Raw genomic sequence first — 21084 nt, 5'->3', positions numbered from 1 at the left:
AGATGATTACTGGGCGAAGAAAAGCTTGGAGAGGGTCATGGGATCCACATACTTGCCGTCCTTGTACACCCGCATGTTGCCGGAGGCCACCTCGTCGATGAGCATGACGTTGCCGTCGGCATCGTAACCGAACTCAAACTTGATGTCGTACAGGACCAGACCGCGGGCCTTGAGCTCGTCCGCCACGATCTGGGTGATCTGCTGGGTCTGGGCCTTCATGTCGTCGTACTGCTTCTCGGTCATGACGCCCAGAACCACCAGGCCGTCCTTGGTGACCAGAGGGTCGCCCTTCTCGTCGTTCTTGAAGGTGGTCTCCACATAGGCGGGCAGATCAGCGCCCTCCTCGATGTACTCGCCGTACCGGCGCAGGAAGCTGCCCACGGCCTTGTGGCGGCAGATGACCTCCAGACCATGGCCGAACACCTTGGCGGGAAGGACCTCCATGGTGGTGTTCTCCAGGTCGGCGCTGACATAGTGAGTCTTGATCCCGGCGGCGTTGATCTTCTCAAAGAAATAGATGGACATGCGCAGGTTCACGTCGCCCACACCGTCGATGGTCAGGCCCACGGAGTTTTCACCGGGATCGAACACACCGTCCTTGCCGGTGCAGTCGTCTTTGAACTTCAGCAGGTAGTTGCCGTTGTCCAGGGCAAACACGTCTTTGGTCTTTCCGGTGTAAACCAGTTTCTTTTCCATGTGGATCATCCTCCAGAACAAAGATTAGTAGATCAGTTTATCGGGCAGCGGGTACGCTTACTGGGCCAGCTCGGCCTGAAGCTTGGCTTCCTTCTCGGCGATCTGCCGGGCCATCTTGACCCGGGCCTCATCCAGCCGGGCAGCCAGATCGTCATCGCTGACGGCCAGGATCTGAGCGGCCAGGACGGCGGCATTTTTGGCGCCGTTGATGGCCACCGTGGCGACGGGGATGCCGCTGGGCATCTGGACGGTAGCCAGCAGGGCGTCCAGACCGTCCATGGCGCCCCCCTTCATGGGGATGCCGATGACGGGCAGGGTGGAGTTGCCGGCAAAGGCGCCCGCCAGATGTGCGGCCATACCGGCGGCACAGATGAGCACGCCGAAGCCGTTCTTCCGGGCATCCCGGGCAAACTCGGCCGCCTGGACGGGGGTACGGTGAGCGCTGAGGATATGGGCCTCGTAGGGGATGTGGAACTCGTCCAGCTGGGTGCAGGCGGCCTTGACCACCGGCCAGTCGCTGTCGGAGCCCATGATGATGGCAACTTTCTTCACAGGAATGACCTCCTCGTTCATCTTGGGAAGGGAGATGGAACCAAACAAAAAGTTAGGTCGGTACAAAATAAATCAGGGTATCCGTTATACGGATACCCTTCCTAATCAAACCGCTATTTTGGACGCATTGGGACCCTGAGACAGGCGCTTATGTGCGGTAATCTTCCAGTTCAGCATCCGATCCACGTCCGTTCCCCCTTATCAAAGAAAGAATACTTATACTATATCGGCTCTTCTGTCGCTTTGCAAGTGCAGAGGTGGATTTTTGTATGCTTATACAAGGGGAACGGGGGGAAGAACGGCGCATTTTGCCATACCCGGCAGTGCAGTGTCGAGAAGGGGTTGACAGAACCGATTTGTCATACTATACTTCAAATAGTAATACTAATAGATCGTATGTATCACAAATAGTGGTACAGAAAGAGAGGGAAATAAGATGACACGACCGATGCGGACGCCGGATGAGCCCTATGCCCAGGGGAAGGTGACGCTTCTGCGTCTCATCTCCCAGTCGGTCAAAGAGGGGACGGAGAAGCTGCCGTCCGAGGAAGAGCTGGCAAAGCTGGCCGGAGTGAGCCGGGTGGTGATCCGGGATGTGCTGAGTGAACTGGAGTCCAGGGGGTATCTCACCCGCTGGCGGGGCCGGGGCACCCTCATCAATGCGCCGATCTGCACCGCACAGCCCCGCATCGACGAGGAATTCAGCTTTCAGGAACTCTTTGCCGCCCGGGGAATGACACCTGCGGTGCGCCTTCTGGAGGACCGCTGGATCTCCCCTGAAGAGGCGGAGCTGCCCCTTGGAGCGGAGATCGGCCAGGGGGAGGAGCGGCTTTTGATGCTGGAGCGGGTGTTCCTGGGGGACGGCGTTCCCATGATCCACAGCAAGGTCTATTTCCGGGGCAGCAACCTGGAGTTTGACTATCAGAGCTGGAAGAATTTTGCCGAGCTTACCATGAACGAATTTCTGGAGCTCTTCTGCATCCGGCAGCCGGTGGTCACACTGGCAGAGCAGACGGTGGAGACGGCGGATGCCGCCCTGGCCGCCAAACTGGAGGTGGCAGAGGGGACCCCGCTGCTCCGGATGGACGATGTCCGATATGGTGTGGGCAGCCTGGAGCTCCTGCGCGGCACCGCCTGCTTCTGCAAGGACATCCTGCCGCTGCGCCTGGTCCGCAGAAGATAAGATACAACGATTTCACAGCGCCATAGACTGCATCCATACGAAACACCCATATGTTTTCCGTTATCCCTGGAGCCGGGGGCTCCATTTTGAGATAGGAGGAAACAGATATGAAGGAATGTCTCAGAAAGCAGATTTCCCTATGGACCGCTTCCGCCCTTTTGGTGGGCGGACTGGCCGCGTGCGGCGGGGGAGGAGAGGGCGCCCCCGCCGATTCTTCCGGAACACCGGAGGGAGAAAGTGAGATCAAAATCGGCATCCTCATTCCCGGTTCCCCCACGGATGGCGGCTTCTCCCAGCAGGCGGCCGAGGCCGGCGCGCTGCTGGAGGAGCAGTTTAACTGCCATGTGGCCGTGGTCGAGGCGGCCACAGCAGACGCGATCAAGAGCGAGGGCGAGACCATGGCCGCCGAGGGCTACAAGATCGTATTCGGCCACGGGGGACAGTGCTCCACACCCCTGGCCGAGATCAGCAAGGATTACCCGGACACCAGGTTCGTCACAACAGGAGGAACCGAGGTAAGAGAGAACCAATTTCCAGTTTCTCTCTGCCTGGAGCAGAGCACTTATGTGGCCGGTGTTGTAGCGGGAATGATGACAGAAAGCAACATGCTTGGCTGTTCAGTGGGAGGAGATTATCCGGCATATACAAAGACGACAAATGCCTTCGAGCTGGGGGCTAAGAGTGTTAATCCAGATGTAAAAATTTTATTTAATGTGCTCAGTTCAACAGATCCGACAGAGGGATACGAAGTCACCATGAATCAAATTAAGATGGGTGCAGATTTTATTTACAGCAACAGCAACGAAGCGCAGTCAGGATCAATAAAGGCGGCGGCAGAAAGCGAAGGGGTCTATGCTTTTGGAACATTAGGAGATTTTATTCCCCAGGCCCCGGAGACTGTGCTTGCAAATACCATGGGCGACTGGTCCAAGGCCTTTATCAACGCCACCGAGGCCATCCTGAACGATCAGGTGGGCGAACCGGAGATCATGTATCTCGATATGTCCAACGAGTCGGTTTCTTTCGAGTGGAACGAGGAGCTCAAGAAGGAGGTCCCCCAGGAAGTGCTGGACAAGGTGGACGAGACCATTCAGGCTATTGCGGACGGCACCATCCACGTTCCCAATGAGTACGAGCTGGGCTGATACAAGAGCAGAAAGGAGAAGGACGCCATGGAAATGAGCGGAAAGGTAGCGGTAATCACCGGCGGAACCTCCGGAATCGGAAGGAGCACCGCAGAAAAGCTGCTGGAGCGGGGGGCCACTGTCCTGGTCCTGGGCCGCAGCCGGGAGCGGGGCGCGGAAATGGAGCAGCTTGGGAATTGCCATTTCTACCCCTGTGATATGGCCTGCCCGGAGGAGATCGCAGAGACCTGTGATGCCATCCTGCGGGACTATCCGGAGATCGACATTCTGGTCAACAATGCGGGCATGTCCATTGACGGAACGGTAGAGACACTGTCTCTGGAGGAGTGGAACCAGATCTTTGCCGTCAATGTGACCAGCGTTTACCTGATGAGCAAGTATTTGATTCCGGCCATCCGCAAGCGGGGCGGGGGACGCATCATCAACATCGCCTCCACCGCGGGCACGGTGGGAGCCCCTGGGCTGGACGCCTATGCCTCCACCAAGGGGGCGGTCATCCAGCTCACCCGCAGCATGGCGGCGGATTATGCCGCGGAGGGGATTTTGGTCAACGCGGTTTGCCCCGGAGGGACCCTTACGCCCCTGATGTGCGGGATCGAGGCCAACGGCAGCCTGGACGACTTCGCCAGTCTCTTCCCCATCAAGCGCCTGGCCCAGCCGGAGGAGATCGCCGCCATGATCGTATTCCTGGCCAGCGACGCGGCCAGCTTTATGGCGGGGAGCACCGTGCTGGTGGACGGAGGATTTACCTGTATTTAAGGGCGGAAAAGCCGCCTGGGAAAGCGGGAGCGCGCGCACTCCATATGGAGCGGCGGGGCGCTCCCGCTCTTTCTGTCCCGGAGCGAAAAAATAGGCTTAGACAAAGGACAGGGGACGTGCTAGAATAGGGGCTGAATCACACAGCGCATGGATCGGACCGGGCTGTCTCGCCTGTCAAGAGAGGGGGCGGACAGCGGAGAAGGCCGGCCGTGCAGCCGTTTCAGCGGAGGAAGAGAGTATATGAAGATCGCAACAGCCCAACAGATGCGGGAGATGGACCGCGCGGCCATTCAGGAGCGGGGGATCGCGTCCACCTTGCTCATGGAAAATGCGGCCCGGGCAGTGGCGCGTGCCGCTGTCAGCGTGGCGGAGGCGCGGCCGGAGCGTCCGGGAAGACCCCGCCGGGCGGTTTGCTTCTGCGGCGCGGGCAACAATGGCGGGGACGGCGTGGCCGCGGCTCGCTTTCTGATGGAGGCGGGGATGGAGGTCCGGGCGGTCCTGGTGGGCCGGCGGGAGAAGATGACCTCTGACTGCCGGGAGATGGAACGCCGTCTGGAGGCCAAGGGTGGCTCTCTGGAGGATTTCACCCCCGATGACCCGGACTTTGCCTGCTGGTGCCTGGAGGCCGACGTGATGGTGGACGCCCTGTTTGGGATTGGGCTGAATACCCCCCTGCGGGGGGATCCCCTGATGGCGGTGCAGATGATGAACACCTGCGACATCCCGGTGGTGTCCGCAGACATCGCCAGCGGTGTGGAGGCCGATACCGGACGGGTCCTGGGGGATGCCGTCCAGGCCGATGTGACGGTGACCTTCTCCCTGCCCAAGGCCGGACATTTCCTGGGAGAGGGCGGCCTGCGCACCGGACGGCTGACGGTGGCCGAGATCGGCATCCCGCTGGATCTGGTGCTGTGGACGGAGAGCAATTTTTACTCCGTGTGTGAAAATGACGTCTACCTGCCCCGCCGGGAGCGGGACGCCTACAAGGGGAATTTCGGGCGGGACTATATCCTGGGCGGATCGGTGGGTTATACCGGAGCCCCTGTCCTGGCGGCCCGGGCCGCCGTCCGCGCGGGCGCGGGCCTGGTGTCGGTGGGTGTGCCGGAGCCCATCTGGCCTGTGGTGGCCATGAAGCTGGATGAGGCCATGCCCAGCCCGCTGCCTGCAGGTAAAACGGGAATGCTCTCGCTGGAGGCCACGGAGCAGATCCTGGCCCGGATGAATTCCAGTGACGTCTGCCTGATCGGACCCGGGCTGGGCCGGGGGAACGGCGTGGCGTCGGTGGTGCGGCATCTGCTGCGCTCGGCCCATACTGCTGTGATCCTGGATGCGGACGGCATAAATGCGCTGGAAGGGCATATAGATGTGTTGGAGGCCCGGCGGGGCGTGGTCACCATCCTGACCCCCCATGACGGGGAATTCCTCCGCCTGGGCGGAGATCTGAGCAGCGGGGACCGGCTGGCCGCCGCCCGCTCCTTTGCACAGGAGCACGGCTGCTGTCTGGTACTCAAGGGACACCGCACGATCACGGCGTTCCCCGACGGCTCGGCCTATGTCAATACCACCGGAAATCCGGGCATGGCCAAGGGCGGCAGCGGAGATGTCCTGGGCGGCATCATTCTGGCCCTGCTGGGGCAGGGGATGTCCTGCCGGGAGGCGGTGCCCATGGCCGTGTGGCTCCACGGCCGGGCGGGGGACCTGTGCGCCGAAGAGATCGGCGAATACGGCATGACCCCCGGAGATCTGATCGAACGGCTCCCCCGTGTCCTGCGGGAGTGCGAGGGAAAGATCCGGGAACTGGGACCCCAATAAAGAAGGAGGGACGGGTGTGCGCCATCGCTGGATGTGTGCACCGATGATAGCCCTGTGTCTGCTGCTGCCGTCCTGCGGCGGGGAGACAGGTAATGAGGCCGAACAGCTGGCGCTTGATATCCGGACGGAATATCTGGCCATGCAGAGCTGTGCCGCCCACGTGGAACTGACCGCAGATTATGGCCAGCGGGTGTATACCTACGGGCTGGACCTCTCCTATGCGCGGGAGGAGGAAATGACCCTCACCATCACCGAACCGGAGCATATCGCGGGGATTATGGCCCATATCCGGGAGGGGGAGACCACGCTGGAATATGAGGGAGTGCGGGTGGAGACCGGGCCCCTGAACGAGGCGGGGCTGAGTCCTATGAACGCCCTTCCGGTTTTGCTGACCGGCATACAGGAGGGCTTTTTGGCCGAGAGTGTGCTGGAGGGAGGCGGAGAAGAGCCGGAGACCCTCCACATCACCATCCGGGACCCGGAGGCAGAGGTAGGCAGCGGAACCGAGCTTCAGATCTGGTTTGACCTTGCGACCCATGCCATGCTGCGGGGAGAGATCAGCCAGGACGGCTTTACCGTGGTCCAATGTGTCCTTTCGGGATTCTCCATGACGTAAATTCAGAATAAGAAAAGGAGCTGCCGGATGGCAGCTCCTTTTTGCAGACGGTCGCGGAAGGGTATTTCTGCGATTTTTGCGGCAAGAGCCTCGCAGAGTTCTGCCGTCCGCAGACGGCAGAATCAAATTAAATGGTGTTTTCCGGTGGCGTGTACGTCGGAAAACGCTCCTCTCAGGCCGCAAGTGTGCGAGCGTCAGCGAGTGCATGCGGCGGCCTGTATCTCCTCGAAAAAATGCTTGCATTTTTGAGAAGCGTGTCGAAGTTTTTCGACACGCTGAAAGGAGCTGCCGGATGGCAGCTCCTTTTTGGTATTACTGGTCCTGTTCGTCTTCGCAGCAGTCGCAGTGAGGACAGGGAATCTCGGTCACATTGTCGGCCGGAGCGGCTTCCGCCGCTTCCCGGGCGGCCTCCTCGGCCTGACGCTCCAGTTCATCCAGCTCGTCCAGACGGCGGCGCAGCGCGTCCCGCTCCTGGGCGGTCATGGCCTCGAGCATCTCCTGGAACTGCTGCTCCCGGCGCTCTTTGGCAGCCTGTCTGCCCTTTTCCTGGAGCTCTTCACTGATCTGCCGCCCCTGTTCCGCGGCGATCTCGCCCTTTTCGACCAGGACTTTGCCCAGTTCACCGGCTTTTTCCGCTGCGATGGCGGCGGCGCCCACACCGGCATAGGCCACATTGGTCAGCGTATCGGTCAGTTTATCCCACATAGAGAGACACCTCCTGAATTAGATTGATCCTGGGATGTGCGATTGGTTTGAATGTCACGACGGGAGATGTTCTCCCTCCGATGCTCTATATTATACCCGAACCCGGGCAAAATGTCTTTGAGTTTCTTTAAAGGGAAGATTAAAAACGGATGAAAGAACCGGCAAAGAGTCCAGAACCCGCAGGAAACGCCAGTTCGTGGGGAAATTCCCGGAAGTTGCCCGGCTTCCCTTGTGAGAAGGTACGGTTTGTGCTATGATAATGTCTGCACGCATGAAAATCAATGGTGTCTATGGTGAACGGGAAAGAAGGCAGGTTACATGGAGAGCAGGCAGAAGCGCACCTGGGCCGAGATCGACCTGGGCGCTCTGGAGCATAATTACCGGGCGCTGCGGGGGATGCTGTCCCCTGGCTGCCGCTTTTTAGGGGTGGTCAAGGCCAACGCATACGGCCACGGTGCCATCCCGGTGGCCCGGCGTCTGGAACAGCTGGGCGCGGACTACCTGGCGGTCGCCTCTCTGGATGAGGGCGCGGAGCTCCGGGTAGCGGGGATCACGGCCCCCATCCTGGTTCTGGGGCAGACTCCGACGGAGTTCGCGGCTGATGTGGTGCGTCTGCGTCTGACTCAGACCGTCTGGGATCTGGAGAGCGCCAAGGCCCTCTCTGCGGCGGCCCAGGCCGAGGGCAGAGAGGTGAAGATCCACCTCAAGGCGGATACCGGAATGTCCCGGCTGGGTCTGTGCTGCGATGCATCCCATTTGGAGCAGACGGCAGAGACCATGGCGGCTATCTGCGCCCTCCCGGGGCTGAACCATGAGGGCATCTTTACCCATTTTTCGGACGCCGACGGGAGCGAGGAGTTTACCATGCTCCAGTTTACCCGATTCCTGGACCTGATCGACAAGCTGAAGGACATGGGGATCACCTTTGCGATCCGGCACTGTGCCGCCAGCGCGGCCACCCTGCGCTTTCCGTGCACCCATCTGGATATGGTGCGGCCGGGGATCGCGCTCTATGGCCACTATCCCTCGCCGGAGTGTGAGGGACTGGACGGCGGTGCGCTGGAGCCGGTGATGACCCTCAAGACACGGGTGGCCGCCGTGGAAGAGCGGCCCGCCGGTGCCTGCGTGAGCTATGGCCGGACGGCCCAGCTGGAGGAGGATACCCGCCTGGCGGTGCTCCCCATCGGATATGCCGACGGCCTGTTCCGGGGCCTGTCCAACCGGGGCGTGGTCTCTTTGGGAGGCGAGCGGCGTCCCATTTTGGGCCGGGTATGCATGGACCTGTGCATGGTCCCCGCGGGGGAGAATGTCCACCCCGGCGATGTGGCCGAGGTCTTTGGAAAGGAACTCCCGGTGGAGGAGCATGCAGACCTGCTGGGCACCATCTCCTATGAATTGCTCTGCGCCGTCTCCCGCCGGGTGCCCCGGATCTACCTGGAGTGAGCAAGGAACCGCTGCCTGTGCCGGAGCATAAAATGACCCGGGGAGAGTATCGCCGGGCCGACGGAGGGCACACAGCTTCCGGGGGATTTCCCGGCGCCGTGTATAAATCCCGCCGTGCCGTGGGAGAATCATAGTAGCTTGGCGAAGGGGGGAAAACCCCCGGTGACGCCGGCCACTATCTTCCGGCGGAGTGTGAGCTTTTGTGGACAACAGCGTGAAACGTGGAGACATTTTTTATGCCGACCTGAGTCCTGTGGTGGGCAGCGAGCAGGGGGGCGTGCGTCCGGTTCTGATCGTGCAGAACGATACGGGCAACAAGCACAGTCCCACTGTCATCGCGGCGGCCATCACCTCTCAGACGGGCAAAGCGCGCCTGCCGACCCACATCGAGTTTGCGGCCGGGAGCTACGGGCTCCCAAAAGATTCGGTGGTCCTGCTGGAGCAGATCCGGACTCTGGATAAGAAACGGCTGCGTGAGCATATGGGAAGGCTGGACAGTACACTGATGAAACAGGTGGATTCCGCCATTGCAGTCAGCTTTGGCCTCCATCCCCAGCAGCTGGTCTGACCGCTGAGGCGGCAGAGACAGAACACACGGGACGCGGGCCGGCGAAAGGCTACATAGCAATATGCAGCATTTGCCGGCCTGGCGTCCGTTTTGGAATCGTACATAGGAGGACACCCATGAAAGCAACAAAGTGGATGCCGCGCCTGTTGGCCGGAGGATTGGTGACGCTGTCCCTGATGGGAGTAGCTCTGGCTGCCGCACAGGGCAGCCAGAGCGATCCCCTGGTGACACTGAGCTATCTCAATGAGAAGGCGACTCCCTCCATTCTGTCCCAGGTGGACAGCAAACTCACCCAGCGGGAGAGCGCACTCAAGACCCAGCTGCAGCAGGTGGCGGACGGTTACGCCCAGGAGGTACAGGGTTCCGGCGGAAGCGGGGGGAACGCCTCGGTCTATCAGGTGGTGACCCTGAAGCAGGGGCAGCAGCTGGTCGCGGGCACTTCCTGCGAGATCCTGCTGCGCAGCGGCACTGCGGTCTGTGTATCCGACTCCTCGCCCGGCCTGGTGGATATGACGGCCGGGAGCACCCTGGCGCCGGGAGGAGCATTGATTGCCAATCACCTCTACCTGGCCACCATTGAGGGGCGGGGCGTGAAGGCCTCCGGAGCAGTTACCCTGATGGTGAGAGGAAATTACAGCATCCGATAAGATGAAAAAGAGGGACAGCCCCTGGGGGGCTGTCCCTCTTTCTATCATTATCCATTTCGCAGCCATATGGGCAGACGGGTGGGCTTCATCATGGCCATAAAGCAGAAGAAGACCCCCGCGGCCAGGCAAAAATCCCCTACGCTGGCAAAGCCCCGCAGAAGGGGAATAGGAAGATAAAAAATATCGCCCAAAAAGAGAAGCTTGGTCTCCGGACTGGCCAGGGCGTACATAGGGATGGCACCCGAGGAGAGGGCCTCCAGTCCCTGGGAGGAGAGCCGGAGAGCGGCTTGGGTACTGACCGGCATACGCCAGCCGTTGGCGGCAATGACCACCAGATTACACAGCAATCCAGCCCCGGCACACAGGGCCGTGCGTGTCCGCCGGCGGTTGCGCAGCAGGAACAGGCCCAGCATCAGATAGGAGAGGAGCAGCAGGGCCGGACCCCAGAAGCCGGAACCAGTCTTGGGCCAGGGGACCCAGGAGACGGCAATGTGCTGTATGAAAAGGGCTGCTATTGGTAGAAGAAGCCAGTGAATTCGGGCCTCCTCCCAGCGGGAGAGCCGTCCGCCGCCCATCCAGCCGATCAGCAGGCTGAGGATCACCGCGGCGGTCAGCATGGCGGGCCCTCCTCTTCCTCCGAGTGGGGATCGAGCAGACCGGACTCGGCCATGTCGGCGGCCACACGGGCCACCTCCGGGTGAAACTGCCGCCCTGCCTCGGCACGCAGAATTTCGGCGGCTACTTTGGGAGAGCGGCCGCTGCAATAGGGCCGGTCGCTGGTGATGGCGTCATAGGCGTCGGCCGCAGCCAGGATATAGACCTCCAGAGAGAGTTCCTCACCCCGGGTGCCGTCCGGATAGCCGCCGCCGTCATAGCGCTCGTGATGATGGCGCACCATGTCCAGAATCTCCCGGTAAGAGTCGATGTTCTTCAAAATGTCCACTCCGATGACCGGATGCCGCTGAATGACGGCCCGCTCCTCCGGGGTCAGTTTTCCCGGCTTTTGCAGAATGGAATCGGGGATGCCGATCTTTCCAATATCGTGGAACACCGCCCCTGTCTGAAGCTGCCGGATCGCCTTGGAGGAGAGCCCCATGCGCCCGGCGATCTGCACGGCAAAGCGGGAGACTCGGGAGGAGTGACCCTCTGTATAGGTGTCCTTGGCGTCCAGAGCGGCGGTCAGCGCCTTCAGGATGCTGTACTGCTGCTGCACACTGCTCAGATAGAGCTTAAAGGAATAGCGGGCCAGCAGCAGCGGCAGCATGAAGAGGAAGGCCAGCCAGGCTCCTGCGGGCATCTGGAGCAGCATCGCCAGGAAATAGGCCATAGGAGCGGAACACAGGATACTGGGCAGCAGCCCCAGAAACATCTGAAGGATAGTAGGATAAAAGGAGACCTTGCCCTCCAGCAGGAAGAGGAAGAGCAGAATAAAGCTGTTGAGCACAATGGAACAGAACACGAAGAGCAGGGAGGGGAGCAGCACGCCGGGGAGAGACAGATCTCCCGGCACGCCATTCGCGGCGTGATAGAGGAACCCCGACAGAGTAAAGGACAAGTTGAGATTGCTGGTATTGAAGAGGGTTTTGACAGGGGCGGTATTGAAGATGTGGCAGTATCCGCCGCCGCTTTCCCGGGGATAGATCTCCAGCGGTTTGGTCAGAAAGACGATGGCAGTGGCGGTCTCAGGCCCCAGGAGCAAAACGGTGGCCAGAATGCTGATAAAGGACATATCAATGGTGCAGTCCGGACGGATATACAGCGGAAGACACCGGCAGAGCACACACAGGATCACCAGTGCCCCCAGCACATAGGGATCCTGCCAGGGGGCGTCCTGGAGACTGCGGCAGACAGAATAGATTCCGCTGCCCATTCCCAGCAGGATGACCAGGCCAATATACCAGGTAGAGGGTTGGTGTTTCTGCATGAGTGTCAAAACCTCCGAATAGACCCGTATGGACCGTCAGAATATGCGGGAACAGGCAAAAGCGGCCAGAAATTCCAGCCGCTTCTGCCTCACGAAGAATCGCTCAGCGCCAGTTAAAGTAAGCGCCGCCAGCGACCAGCAGGGAAACCAGGGAAGTCAGAGCAACCATGATTTTCGCCTTATTCATCGAATACAGCTCCTTTACCGGATACTCTGCCGTGTCGCTATAGGCAGGCTGTATTCGCTTCGCTCTATATGAAAAAGGGAAAAATTACAGGAGAGAGTCCGAAGAGGGGGGGAGGGTCAAAAGACGGCGGTTGACCGCATCCAGCGTGGCCAGGATCACGGAGAAATTGACGTCATCTCCCACATAGCAGGCACCCAGCAGGGATTCGGTCTTTCCGTCCAGCTTCAGGAAGAGACCGACCATCACCACCGGATGCTCCGCCAGCGCAGTGGTGCGCACGGCCTCCACCGAGAACCGGCAGTTGGAAGCCAAAAGACAGTTGATGGCTTCTACCGTGGCGGCAGCAATGGCGCGGGTCCGTGTGCCCGAGGAAGGGGCGCAGCGGGACTCTCCCTCATAGAGCCGGTCGCCCAGACGGAGATGGACTTTGACCGAGACACCCTCCCGGCTGCTGGCCATATCCAGACGCTCAAAGACCAGACGGCGGGGACCCTCCTTCAGCGGGGCAGGGATCTGAGCCACGCTGATGATCCGGTGGTCCAGCTCCAGCTGAAACTTGGCCAGCAGGGCGGACTGAACGTCCCGGACCACCTGTTTGGGACTGCGGGACTGATCGGAGAGAATATGGACCTCGCGCACGGTCTCTTCCTCCACATGAAATGCGGCGCCCAGCACACCTGGGAGCTGATTGACGAGCGCCTTCCAGGCCTCGGTATCCAAAACCATCGTCTGAGGTCCTCCTTTTGGTGGGACAAAAAAGTTACAACAACTGTTGCTATTATACAGAATCCGACGAAAAGGTGCAAGTATGTAACCGTATATTTTAGACAGAAAAAAGAGAAATTTTTTCCTTTTTCCCAAAACCTTCTCAACAGGGGCGGAAAGGCGGTCTGGGTGTGACAGCGCATGGTCTGACCGGCCGTCACATAGGAATAATAGGAGGGATGAGATTGCAGGAGAAATGAGGTGGAAGCGCGTGGAGATGCAGTTCGCACTGGCCGGTGGGCGGGGTTTTTTAAGGGTACAGGAAGAGGGGGGCAAGATCCACCTGTACGGGGAACTGCCGGAGGATGGACAGGGAATCTATAAAGGAAGGATACAGGGCGCCGGGGGAGGAAGCTACCTGGCAGGCACTTTTCTCCCGGAGGGGAAAAAGCTGTGTCTCCGGCGCGTGGTGTCCCGGGAGACGCTGAACGAGCTGGGGGTCTGGCCGGTGACGGGTGCGGAGGCGGTACTGGCCTTTTCCCGGGGCAAACCGGGCGGGGGAGAGCCCGTCCCGACCGGGTGGACACGCCTCTCTGATTTGCCTGCCCGTCTGGGAGACCCCCTTCTCCGCCGGGCGGCGGAGGGGGTGGCAGGGGCGCTCATCCGCCCGGTGGGAGAAGGCGTGGAAATCGCCGTACCCTTCACGGCGGGAGGCCGATTTCACTTAACACCGCTGTTCTGCCTGATGTGGGTGTGGGAGTGGGGTGGAGCCAGGTATGCCAGTGTCCGGCTGGACAAAAGGGGATGGCCGATTACGCCAAAAGACCGCCCCGGGAGAGAGCCGGAGCGGTCGAAAGGGAGGACAGATTAGCGGGAGGCGAGGAGGCGCATGCGGTGCAGGTGCAGGGCCATGTCGCCGCCCAGCTCCACCGAGCGGGAGCGGATCTTCTCGGGCACCGAGGGATAGTCCCGGTTCATCCGAATGAGGGAGGCGCGGGGCCACAGGGCGGTCATGCGCTGAAAGGGGTGACGGATGAGCCCGGGGGAGTTGAAGCCCACCCCCAACTCCAGAAAGACGGTATCGTCCTGGGCGGCCTCCGCCCAGAAGCGCTCAAAGGGGGCACGGTTGGCCATGACCTTCCAGGAGACAAAGACGTCCCTTCCGCGCATGTTCCGCACGGCGGGCGCGCCGCAGTGGGGACAGCGGGGGAGATCCTCCTCCCGACAGGCATAGGTGACCGGGTCCATATGGGCCACGATGGTGCGGTAGATGGCCTCGCCGTCCCACAGGGCGTCACAGCAGGGGACAGAACACTGAAAATCCGCGATGCTGTTCTGAGGACAGAAGATCCGGTCCGGATCAAATCCGGCCTTCTGGAACTGGTCGTCGATGTTGCTGCTCAGGACGAAATAATTGCGCCCCTCCACCAGAGCCAGCAGGTCCCGATAGGCCTGGATGACCGGAAAATCGTATCGCGCCCAGAGAGCCTCGGCGGCGATCATGCCCTGCTTTTGCAGATAGGTGCGCGACGGGTCCCACAGGGCCTCCCAGAGGGTGTGGTAGCCCAGGGCGTGCAGAGCGGGAAAGTCCCGGCGCAGGACCTCCTCGGACTGGTAGTCCAGTCCGCCGGCGGCCGAGAGACCGGCCGCACCGCCGATGATGATGTGTCCGGCCCCTTCCAGCAGGGAGACCGCCCGCTCCAGGGCGGGCGTGGGGTCCTGGGCCGCCAGCTCGGCCGCCCGGGCGGCATAGGCTGCCATCCGCTCGGCGTATGTCATGGAGTTCTCCTCCGTTTCATTTGAAACTTGTGCCTTTCTCCCAAAGGGCGGCACACCCACATTATAAAAAAGAGGGGGACAAAAGGCAAGGTTAAGGATAAAAACAGATTTTCGGAAAATAATACTTGCATCTTGGGAAAAGCTATTATATAATACCAGAGCATGATTACACACATCTGCTGATTCTGTGTCCGGTGCCCGCAAGGGTGGGCAGGGAAGATGAGGCGGATGGCGGTAACAACAAAAAGGAGGAAATAATCATGGCAGTCGTTTCTATGAAGCAGCTTCTGGAGGCCGGTGTCCACTTCGGTCACCAGACCCGTCGGTGGAACCCCAAGATGGCCACCTACATCTACACTGAGCGCAACGGTATCTACATCATCGACCTGCAGAAGACCGTGAAGAAGCTGGAGGAGGCCTACAACTTCGTCCGTTCTCTGGGCGAGTCCGGCCAGACCCTGCTCTTCGTCGGCACCAAGAAGCAGGCCCAGGAGGCCATCAAGGAAGAGGCCACCCGTTGCGGCGGTTACTATGTGAACGCCCGCTGGCTGGGCGGCATGCTCACCAACTTCAAGACCATGCGCGGCCGCGTGGAGCGCCTGAACCAGCTGAAGAAGATGCAGGAGGACGGCACCTTCGACATGCTGCCCAAGAAGGAAGTCATGAAGCACCTGGGCGAGATCGCCAAGCTGGAGAAGTACCTGGGCGGCGTCGTTGAGATGAAGAAGCTCCCCGGCGCTCTGTTCGTCGTGGATCCCCGCAAGGAGCGCAACGCCATCAACGAGGCCCGCAAGCTGCACATCCCCATCGTGGCCATCGTCGACACCAACTGCGATCCCGACGAGATCGACTACGTGATCCCCGGCAACGATGACGCCATCCGCGCCATCAAGCTGATCTCCGGTGTGATGGCCAACGCCATCCAGGAGGGCAAGCAGGGCCAGGACGCTCCCGCTGAGGAGACCGCCGAGGCTGCTGAGTAATTTTACAGAGATACAAACACATTGGGAGCGCCCGCCCGCGCGGGCGGGCGCTCCTTTTATACAAAAAATGGAGGTATGTGATCATGGCAATCACTGCTAAGGACGTACAGAAGCTGCGCGAAATGACCGGCGTGGGCATGATGGACTGCAAGAAGGCTCTGACCGAGGCCGAGGGCAATATGGACAAGGCCATTGAGATCCTGCGCGAGAAGGGCCTGGCCGCTTCCCAGAAGAAGGCTGGCCGCATCGCCGCCGAGGGTATGGCTTACGCCGCCGTCATCGACGGCATGGGCGTTGTGGTCGAGGTCAACGCCGAGACCGACTTCGTGGCCAAGAACGAGAAGTTCGTGGACTTCGTCAAGGGTGTGGCCGCCACTGTGGCCGCCAACAAGCCCGCCGACATGGACGCTCTGATGGAGTGCAAGTATGTTGGCACCGACCTGACCGTCACCCAGCAGCAGCAGGAGATGGTCCTGGTCATCGGCGAGAACATCAAGGTCCGCCGCTTCTCCTTCTTCACCGACGGCGTGTCCGTGCCCTACATCCACGCGGGCGGCAAGATCGGCGTGCTGGTGAACCTGGAGACCAGCCTCTCCGCTGAGCAGGTGGAGACCGTGGGTAAGGACGTGGCCATGCAGATCGCCGCTCTGAACCCCCGCTTCTGGGACAAGAGCCAGGTGACCCAGGACGTCCTGGACGAGGAAAAGAAGATCATGATGGTCCAGATGTCCAATGATCCCAAGATGGCCTCCAAGCCCGAGCAGGTCCGTGAGAAGATCGTCATGGGCAAGCTGAACAAGTTCTATGCCGAGAACTGCCTGCTGCAGCAGGAGTTCGTGAAGGACGGCTCCATGACCGTGGAGCAGTATATCGCTTCCAGCGCCAAGGCTCTGGGCGGCACCATCACCTTCAAGAACGCCGTCCGCTTCGAGAAGGGCGAGGGCATCGAGAAGAAGCAGGAGAACTTCGCCGAGGAGATCGCCAAGCAGCTGGGCAAGTAATTTCCCCTGCCGGCCAGATTTGAAGCAGGTGTCCCCGCTCTTTGCGACCGGGGAGCGAGAGGGACCAGGTACGTTTTGTACTTGGTCCCTTTTTTGCGCCGGCAGAACCGTATGCCGGTTGCGAACAAATTGTAAAAACTTTGCTTCAAGGCCTATGCAAACAGGGGAAAATAAGTTAAAATAACAAAAGACTGAAACTGGCGGTTTATCGGCATCCGCCCGGTGCCGCCTTACCATAGATATAAAAGGGGTTGACAGTATGAGTGAGCCGCAATACAAACGCGTTCTTCTGAAGATCAGCGGAGAGGCTCTGGCAGGTGACGCCGGCCGCGGACTGGATTTCGGTGTGATCGGCAGCGTATGCCAGGCGGTCAAACAGGCCATTTCCATGGGTGTCCAGGTGGGCATCGTGGTGGGCGGCGGCAATTTCTGGCGGGGCGTCAAGGACGGCGGCGGCCGGATGGAGCGTACCCGTGCGGACCACATGGGGATGCTGGCCACCACCCTGAACTGTCTGGCACTGGCCGATGTGCTGGAGCAGATGGGGGTGGAGGTCCGCGTGCAGACCGCCATTGAGATGCGGGCCTTTGCCGAGCCCTATATCCGCTCCAAGGCTATCCGCCATCTGGAGAAGGGAAGAGTGGTCATCTTCGGCTGCGGTACCGGCAATCCCTTCTTCTCCACGGATACCGCCGCAGTGCTCCGCGCCGCGGAGATCGATGCGGATGTGATCCTGCTGGCCAAGAATATCGACGGCGTGTACAGCGCTGATCCCAACAAGGACCCCACCGCGGTGAAGTACGACTCCATTACCTATGACGACGTGCTGGCGCAGCACCTCCAGGTGATGGATTCCACTGCCACCAGCCTGTCCATGGACAATAAGATTCCCGTCATCCTCTTTGCCCTGAAGGACCCCCAGAACATCATCCGGGTCCTGGAAGGCGAGAAGATCGGCACCATTGTGAAGGAGGAAAAGTGAGATGAACGCAGTCCACAAGCCCTATGACGAGAAGATGCAGAAGACCATTGACGTGGTCATCAGTGATTTCGCCAGCGTCCGTGCCGGCCGCGCCAACGCCGCCGTGCTGGATAAGGTGACGGTAGACTACTACGGCAGCCCCACCCCCATCAACCAGGTGGCCGCCATTTCCTCTCCCGATCCCCGCACCCTGACCATCCAGCCCTGGGATGCCACCATCCTGAAGGCCATTGAGAAGGCCATTCAGACCTCCGACCTGGGCATCAATCCCCAGAATGACGGCCGTCTTATCCGCCTGGCCTTCCCCCAGCTGACCGAGGAGCGCCGCAAGGAGCTCTCCAAGCAGGTGAAGAAGTATGCCGAGGCCGGCAAGGTGGCCATCCGCAACATCCGCCGGGACGCGGTGGACGCCTACAAGGCCATGAAGAAGAAGGCTGAGATCACCGAGGACGACCTGAAGGAGTACGAGAAGGAGATGCAGGACCTGACGGAGAAGCGCTGCAAGCAGATCGACGAGCTCTCCGCCAAGAAGGAAGCCGAGCTCATGGCGGTGTAAGCCCCGCTTGTTTGACAGTCTGAGTGCGGGACGCGGCGCGCCCCGCACTCAAATTCTGATTTGGTAGGAAGTAACACTATGCCCATCTTTAAACCGAAGCAAGCGCCGGGAGTCCAGGTGGACTTTACCCGGCTGCCCCGCCATGTGGCGATCATCATGGATGGAAATGGCCGCTGGGCCAAGCGGAGGGGCCTGCCCCGCACCGCAGGTCACGCGGCGGGGGCGGAGACCTTCCGAACCATCGCCACCTACTGCAAGGAGATCGGCCTGGAATATCTGACGGTCTATGCCTTTTCCACCGAGAACTGGAAGCGGCCGGAGGAGGAAGTCTCGGCCATCATGGGACTGCTCAGAAAGTATCTGCAAGAGGCCATCGGCAAGATGGAGAAGGACCGGGTCAAGATGAAGTTCCTGGGCGATCTCTCACCGCTGAGCGAGGAGCTCCAGGCGTTGTGCCGCCGGACAGAGGAGATCTCCACCCACTACGATGGCTGTCAGGTCAATATCTGCCTCAACTACGGCGGCCGGGATGAGATCGTCCGGGCGGCCCGGGCCTTTGCGGCGGACTGCGCCGCCGGGCGGCAGGACCCCCAGGCGCTGGACGAGGCACAGTTTGCCTCCTATCTCTACACCGGCGGTATCCCGGACCCGGATCTGGTCATCCGCCCCAGCGGGGAGCTGCGCCTGTCCAATTTCCTGCCCTGGCAGTCGGCCTATGCGGAGTTCTATTTCACCGACGTGCTGTGGCCGGACTTTTCGAAAGAGGAGCTCCACCGGGCGCTTCACGCCTATCAGACCCGCTCCCGCCGGTTCGGAGGTGTCTGATGGGGAAGCGTATTCTGGTGGCCGTGGTCTTTATCCCGGTCATTTTTCTGGTGCTCTTTGGCCTGGCGCCTCAGTTTCCCGTGGTATTGCCGGCGGCGGTGGCCATTTTGTCCATGATCGCCGTCCATGAGGTGCTCTGGTCCACGGGTTTTTTGAAGGATGCCGCCCTTACCTGGGGCTCCATCGTGCTGGCGGGTCTCATCCCTTTCTGGGTCTATCTGGGGGGCGATGAGGCCTGGGCCATGACGGGCCTCTTTGTGTATGTGCTGCTCCTGTTCCTGCGGGCCATCCGCAGCCACAAGACGATCACCACGGAGAAAATGGGAGGGGCCTTCTTCTTTACGGTCTTTATTCCCTTTTTTCTCTCCTCCTTTGTGCGCATCCGTGGGATGGAGCACTGGCAGGTGCTGATCCTGCTGCCCTTCCTGGCGGCCTTCCTCAGCGACGCCTTTGCCCTGTTCGCCGGGATGCTCTTTGGAAAGCATAAGCTGGCCCCTGAGCTCTCCCCCAAGAAAACGGTGGAGGGGGCCGTGGGCGGCTTTGTGGGAAGCATTCTGACGCTGCTGCTCTATGGAGCGGTGCTCCAGTTTGGCTTCCAGTTCCAGGTGAGCTATCCGCTCCTGGCCCTGTACGGTGCGGTGGGCAGTGCGGTCTCCCAGATCGGGGACCTGTCCTTCTCCTACATCAAGCGGGAGTATGGCATCAAAGACTATGGCAAGATCTTCCCCGGACACGGCGGTGTGCTGGACCGGTTTGACAGCGTGATTTTCTGTGCCCCCCTGATGGAGGCGCTGGTCCGGTGTCTGCCCGCCATCCGGGTCTGACGGAGGGAGGAGAGCGCATGCAGAAGATGATCTCGATCCTGGGCTCTACCGGCTCCATCGGCCGGCAGACATTGGACGTGGCCCGGGCCTGTCAGATCGGTGTGGCCGCCCTGACGGCCAACCGGGACGTGGTGCGCCTGGAGGCCCAGTGCCGGGAATTCCAGCCCCAGCTGGCTGTTCTGATGGACCCGGCGGCAGCCGACGACCTGCGGGTCCGGCTGGCCGACACGGGCATTCGGGTGGCCTCCGGCATGGAGGGTCTTCTGGAGGCGGCCACGCTGCCCCAGGCGGACACCGTGATCACCGCTGTGGTGGGGAGTGTGGGCCTGCGCCCCACTTTGGCCGCCATCCGGGCGGGCAAGCGGATCGGCCTTGCGAATAAGGAGACCCTGGTCTGCGCCGGAGAACTGGTAATGGACGAGGCTGACCGCTGGGGCGCCGAGATCGTCCCGGTGGATTCGGAGCACTCGGCTATTTTCCAGTGCCTCCAGGGCTGCCGGGACCGGGGAGAGGTCAAGCGCCTCATCCTCACCGCCTCGGGCGGTCCCTTCTGGGGAAAAAGCCGGGAGGAGCTGGAGCATGTGACCTTGGCGGATGCCCTGCGCCATCCCAACTGGTCCATGGGCGCCAAGATCACGGTGGATTCGGCCACGCTGATGAACAAGGGCCTGGAATTTATCGAGGCCATGCGGCTCTATCGCCTTCCGCCGGAAAAAATCGCGGTGGTGGTCCACCGGGAGAGTATAGTTCACTCCCTGGTGGAATACACTGATAACGCGGTGCTCGCCCAGCTGGGGGTGCCCGATATGCGCCTGCCCATCGAATATGCCCTCACCTGGCCCAACCGGGGAAGTGCGGTGACCGAGCCGCTGGACTTGGTCAAGTGCGGGGTCCTCACCTTTGCCGAGCCGGACGAGGAGACCTTCCGGTCCCTGCCGCTGGCCAAGGAGGCCGCCCGCCGGGGCGGAACGGCGACCGCCATCCTCAACGGCGCCAATGAGGCGGCCGTGGCCCGGTTCCTGGCCGGAGAGATCGGGTTCCTGGATATCCCGCGCCTGGTGGAACGGGCGCTGGAGCGGGTCCCCGCCGGACCGGCAGACACATTGGACGATGTTTTCGCAGCGGATGAGGCCGCCCGCGCCTGCGTCCGCTGAGAGTTCCCATCGGGGCGGCGCGGTCACGCGCCGCCCCT

General features: G+C 61.0%; 23 protein-coding genes. 16 read left to right on the top strand and 7 right to left on the bottom strand.

What is annotated here, in order from left to right; genetic code table 11:
* Positions 1-6: 6 nt before the first annotated feature.
* Complete coding sequence (locus INF37_RS07635) at positions 7-696, bottom strand: phosphoribosylaminoimidazolesuccinocarboxamide synthase (protein ID WP_101693387.1); 690 nt, start codon at positions 694-696, stop codon at positions 7-9.
* Positions 697-753: 57 nt separating this feature from the next.
* Positions 754-1269 (bottom strand): 5-(carboxyamino)imidazole ribonucleotide mutase, encoded by a 516-nt coding sequence (gene purE / locus INF37_RS07630; RefSeq protein WP_101693998.1) that lies wholly within the window; start codon positions 1267-1269, stop codon positions 754-756.
* A 415-nt stretch (positions 1270-1684) separates the two neighbouring features.
* Here purE and INF37_RS07625 point away from each other — a divergent pair, with 415 nt between their 5' ends.
* From INF37_RS07625 to INF37_RS07605, 5 genes are all read left to right on the top strand, one after another.
* Positions 1685-2431 carry a GntR family transcriptional regulator gene (locus INF37_RS07625; RefSeq protein WP_193537512.1) on the top strand — a complete coding sequence of 249 codons (747 nt, stop codon included), beginning with the start codon at positions 1685-1687 and terminating at the stop codon, positions 2429-2431.
* A gap of 107 nt (positions 2432-2538) precedes the next feature.
* Positions 2539-3576 carry a BMP family lipoprotein gene (locus INF37_RS07620; protein WP_193537510.1) on the top strand — a complete coding sequence of 346 codons (1038 nt, stop codon included), beginning with the start codon at positions 2539-2541 and terminating at the stop codon, positions 3574-3576.
* Between the two features lie 27 nt (positions 3577-3603).
* Positions 3604-4335 carry an SDR family NAD(P)-dependent oxidoreductase gene (locus INF37_RS07615; protein ID WP_186962743.1) on the top strand — a complete coding sequence of 244 codons (732 nt, stop codon included), beginning with the start codon at positions 3604-3606 and terminating at the stop codon, positions 4333-4335.
* A gap of 240 nt (positions 4336-4575) precedes the next feature.
* Entirely contained in the window at positions 4576-6147 is a 1572-nt protein-coding gene (locus INF37_RS07610) for an NAD(P)H-hydrate dehydratase (protein ID WP_193537507.1), read from the top strand.
* A 16-nt stretch (positions 6148-6163) separates the two neighbouring features.
* Positions 6164-6763 carry a hypothetical protein gene (locus INF37_RS07605; protein ID WP_328821049.1) on the top strand — a complete coding sequence of 200 codons (600 nt, stop codon included), beginning with the start codon at positions 6164-6166 and terminating at the stop codon, positions 6761-6763.
* A gap of 312 nt (positions 6764-7075) precedes the next feature.
* Here INF37_RS07605 and INF37_RS07600 read toward each other — a convergent pair whose 3' ends face one another.
* Positions 7076-7468, bottom strand: coding sequence for a hypothetical protein (locus INF37_RS07600; protein ID WP_186962741.1), 393 nt, complete (start codon positions 7466-7468; stop codon positions 7076-7078).
* Positions 7469-7786: 318 nt separating this feature from the next.
* On the opposite strand from INF37_RS07600, the gene alr reads away from it, so the two are divergent.
* The 3 genes from alr to INF37_RS07585 all read left to right on the top strand — a co-directional run bounded on the left by alr (position 7787) and on the right by INF37_RS07585 (position 10126).
* Entirely contained in the window at positions 7787-8911 is a 1125-nt protein-coding gene (gene alr / locus INF37_RS07595) for an alanine racemase (protein WP_193537505.1), read from the top strand.
* 202 nt (positions 8912-9113) lie between these two features.
* Positions 9114-9479 (top strand): type II toxin-antitoxin system PemK/MazF family toxin, encoded by a 366-nt coding sequence (locus INF37_RS07590; RefSeq protein ID WP_101693379.1) that lies wholly within the window; start codon positions 9114-9116, stop codon positions 9477-9479.
* 116 nt (positions 9480-9595) lie between these two features.
* Positions 9596-10126: a hypothetical protein gene (locus INF37_RS07585; RefSeq protein WP_193537503.1), complete on the top strand. Its 531-nt coding sequence runs from the start codon at positions 9596-9598 to the stop codon at positions 10124-10126.
* Between the two features lie 47 nt (positions 10127-10173).
* Here INF37_RS07585 and INF37_RS07580 read toward each other — a convergent pair whose 3' ends face one another.
* The 3 genes from INF37_RS07580 to INF37_RS07570 form a co-directional block, all read right to left on the bottom strand.
* Positions 10174-10743 (bottom strand): DUF5317 family protein, encoded by a 570-nt coding sequence (locus INF37_RS07580; RefSeq protein ID WP_193537501.1) that lies wholly within the window; start codon positions 10741-10743, stop codon positions 10174-10176.
* Positions 10737-12050 carry an HD-GYP domain-containing protein gene (locus INF37_RS07575; protein WP_193537499.1) on the bottom strand — a complete coding sequence of 438 codons (1314 nt, stop codon included), beginning with the start codon at positions 12048-12050 and terminating at the stop codon, positions 10737-10739. The genes INF37_RS07580 and INF37_RS07575 overlap by 7 nt, the downstream gene beginning before the upstream one ends.
* 271 nt (positions 12051-12321) lie before the next feature.
* Positions 12322-12963: a hypothetical protein gene (locus INF37_RS07570; protein WP_193537497.1), complete on the bottom strand. Its 642-nt coding sequence runs from the start codon at positions 12961-12963 to the stop codon at positions 12322-12324.
* Between the two features lie 235 nt (positions 12964-13198).
* Between INF37_RS07570 and INF37_RS07565 the strand changes: the two genes are divergently transcribed.
* Positions 13199-13813 carry a hypothetical protein gene (locus INF37_RS07565; protein WP_193537494.1) on the top strand — a complete coding sequence of 205 codons (615 nt, stop codon included), beginning with the start codon at positions 13199-13201 and terminating at the stop codon, positions 13811-13813.
* On the opposite strand, the gene INF37_RS07560 is transcribed toward INF37_RS07565, so the two are convergent.
* A complete protein-coding gene (locus INF37_RS07560) occupies positions 13810-14721 on the bottom strand; it encodes an SIR2 family NAD-dependent protein deacylase (protein ID WP_193537492.1) in 912 nt (303 codons plus the stop codon). The two genes, INF37_RS07565 and INF37_RS07560, sit on opposite strands and share 4 nt — an antisense overlap.
* Positions 14722-14981: 260 nt before the next feature.
* On the opposite strand from INF37_RS07560, the gene rpsB reads away from it, so the two are divergent.
* The 7 genes from rpsB (at position 14982) to INF37_RS07525 (ending at position 21046) form a co-directional block, all read left to right on the top strand.
* Positions 14982-15704: a 30S ribosomal protein S2 gene (rpsB, locus tag INF37_RS07555; protein WP_101693372.1), complete on the top strand. Its 723-nt coding sequence runs from the start codon at positions 14982-14984 to the stop codon at positions 15702-15704.
* A gap of 83 nt (positions 15705-15787) precedes the next feature.
* Positions 15788-16705 carry a translation elongation factor Ts gene (gene tsf, locus INF37_RS07550; RefSeq protein ID WP_101693371.1) on the top strand — a complete coding sequence of 306 codons (918 nt, stop codon included), beginning with the start codon at positions 15788-15790 and terminating at the stop codon, positions 16703-16705.
* A gap of 259 nt (positions 16706-16964) precedes the next feature.
* Entirely contained in the window at positions 16965-17687 is a 723-nt protein-coding gene (pyrH, locus tag INF37_RS07545) for a UMP kinase (RefSeq protein ID WP_101693370.1), read from the top strand.
* Between the two features lies 1 nt (position 17688).
* The gene (gene frr / locus INF37_RS07540; protein WP_101693369.1) at positions 17689-18243 is read left to right on the top strand and encodes a ribosome recycling factor; all 555 of its coding nucleotides are present in this window, start codon (positions 17689-17691) and stop codon (positions 18241-18243) included.
* 78 nt (positions 18244-18321) lie between these two features.
* On the top strand, positions 18322-19068 hold the full coding sequence (locus tag INF37_RS07535; RefSeq protein WP_101693368.1) for an isoprenyl transferase: 747 nt from the start codon (positions 18322-18324) through the stop codon (positions 19066-19068).
* Complete coding sequence (locus tag INF37_RS07530) at positions 19068-19892, top strand: phosphatidate cytidylyltransferase (protein ID WP_101693367.1); 825 nt, start codon at positions 19068-19070, stop codon at positions 19890-19892. Before INF37_RS07535 ends, INF37_RS07530 begins: the two co-directional genes overlap by 1 nt.
* Positions 19893-19909: 17 nt before the next feature.
* Entirely contained in the window at positions 19910-21046 is a 1137-nt protein-coding gene (locus tag INF37_RS07525; protein WP_193537490.1) for a 1-deoxy-D-xylulose-5-phosphate reductoisomerase, read from the top strand.
* Positions 21047-21084 lie beyond the last annotated feature (38 nt).

This window comes from Pseudoflavonifractor gallinarum, from assembly GCF_014982855.1.
Lineage (GTDB): Bacteria > Bacillota > Clostridia > Oscillospirales > Oscillospiraceae > Pseudoflavonifractor_A > Pseudoflavonifractor_A gallinarum.
Note: the sequence above shows the minus strand (reverse complement) of the source record. Positions and strands in the feature narration are given on the sequence as shown.

Bases quoted from the DNA above. Each gene is read 5' to 3' on its own strand.
- tsf (WP_101693371.1), top strand. From the start codon at position 15,788: ATGGCAATCACTGCTAAGGACGTACAGAAGCTGCGCGAAATGACCGGC.
- INF37_RS07535 (WP_101693368.1), top strand. From the start codon at position 18,322: ATGCCCATCTTTAAACCGAAGCAAGCGCCGGGAGTCCAGGTGGACTTT.
- INF37_RS07615 (WP_186962743.1), top strand. From the start codon at position 3,604: ATGGAAATGAGCGGAAAGGTAGCGGTAATCACCGGCGGAACCTCCGGA.
- purE (WP_101693998.1), bottom strand. From the start codon at position 1,269: ATGAACGAGGAGGTCATTCCTGTGAAGAAAGTTGCCATCATCATGGGC.
- INF37_RS07570 (WP_193537497.1), bottom strand. From the start codon at position 12,963: ATGGTTTTGGATACCGAGGCCTGGAAGGCGCTCGTCAATCAGCTCCCA.
- INF37_RS07565 (WP_193537494.1), top strand. From the start codon at position 13,199: ATGAGGTGGAAGCGCGTGGAGATGCAGTTCGCACTGGCCGGTGGGCGG.
- INF37_RS07525 (WP_193537490.1), top strand. From the start codon at position 19,910: ATGCAGAAGATGATCTCGATCCTGGGCTCTACCGGCTCCATCGGCCGG.
- INF37_RS07620 (WP_193537510.1), top strand. From the start codon at position 2,539: ATGAAGGAATGTCTCAGAAAGCAGATTTCCCTATGGACCGCTTCCGCC.
- INF37_RS07530 (WP_101693367.1), top strand. From the start codon at position 19,068: ATGGGGAAGCGTATTCTGGTGGCCGTGGTCTTTATCCCGGTCATTTTT.
- pyrH (WP_101693370.1), top strand. From the start codon at position 16,965: ATGAGTGAGCCGCAATACAAACGCGTTCTTCTGAAGATCAGCGGAGAG.
- rpsB (WP_101693372.1), top strand. From the start codon at position 14,982: ATGGCAGTCGTTTCTATGAAGCAGCTTCTGGAGGCCGGTGTCCACTTC.
- INF37_RS07600 (WP_186962741.1), bottom strand. From the start codon at position 7,468: ATGTGGGATAAACTGACCGATACGCTGACCAATGTGGCCTATGCCGGT.
- alr (WP_193537505.1), top strand. From the start codon at position 7,787: ATGGAGAGCAGGCAGAAGCGCACCTGGGCCGAGATCGACCTGGGCGCT.
- INF37_RS07575 (WP_193537499.1), bottom strand. From the start codon at position 12,050: ATGCAGAAACACCAACCCTCTACCTGGTATATTGGCCTGGTCATCCTG.
- frr (WP_101693369.1), top strand. From the start codon at position 17,689: ATGAACGCAGTCCACAAGCCCTATGACGAGAAGATGCAGAAGACCATT.
- INF37_RS07585 (WP_193537503.1), top strand. From the start codon at position 9,596: ATGAAAGCAACAAAGTGGATGCCGCGCCTGTTGGCCGGAGGATTGGTG.
- INF37_RS07560 (WP_193537492.1), bottom strand. From the start codon at position 14,721: ATGACATACGCCGAGCGGATGGCAGCCTATGCCGCCCGGGCGGCCGAG.
- INF37_RS07635 (WP_101693387.1), bottom strand. From the start codon at position 696: ATGGAAAAGAAACTGGTTTACACCGGAAAGACCAAAGACGTGTTTGCC.
- INF37_RS07610 (WP_193537507.1), top strand. From the start codon at position 4,576: ATGAAGATCGCAACAGCCCAACAGATGCGGGAGATGGACCGCGCGGCC.
- INF37_RS07625 (WP_193537512.1), top strand. From the start codon at position 1,685: ATGACACGACCGATGCGGACGCCGGATGAGCCCTATGCCCAGGGGAAG.
- INF37_RS07580 (WP_193537501.1), bottom strand. From the start codon at position 10,743: ATGCTGACCGCCGCGGTGATCCTCAGCCTGCTGATCGGCTGGATGGGC.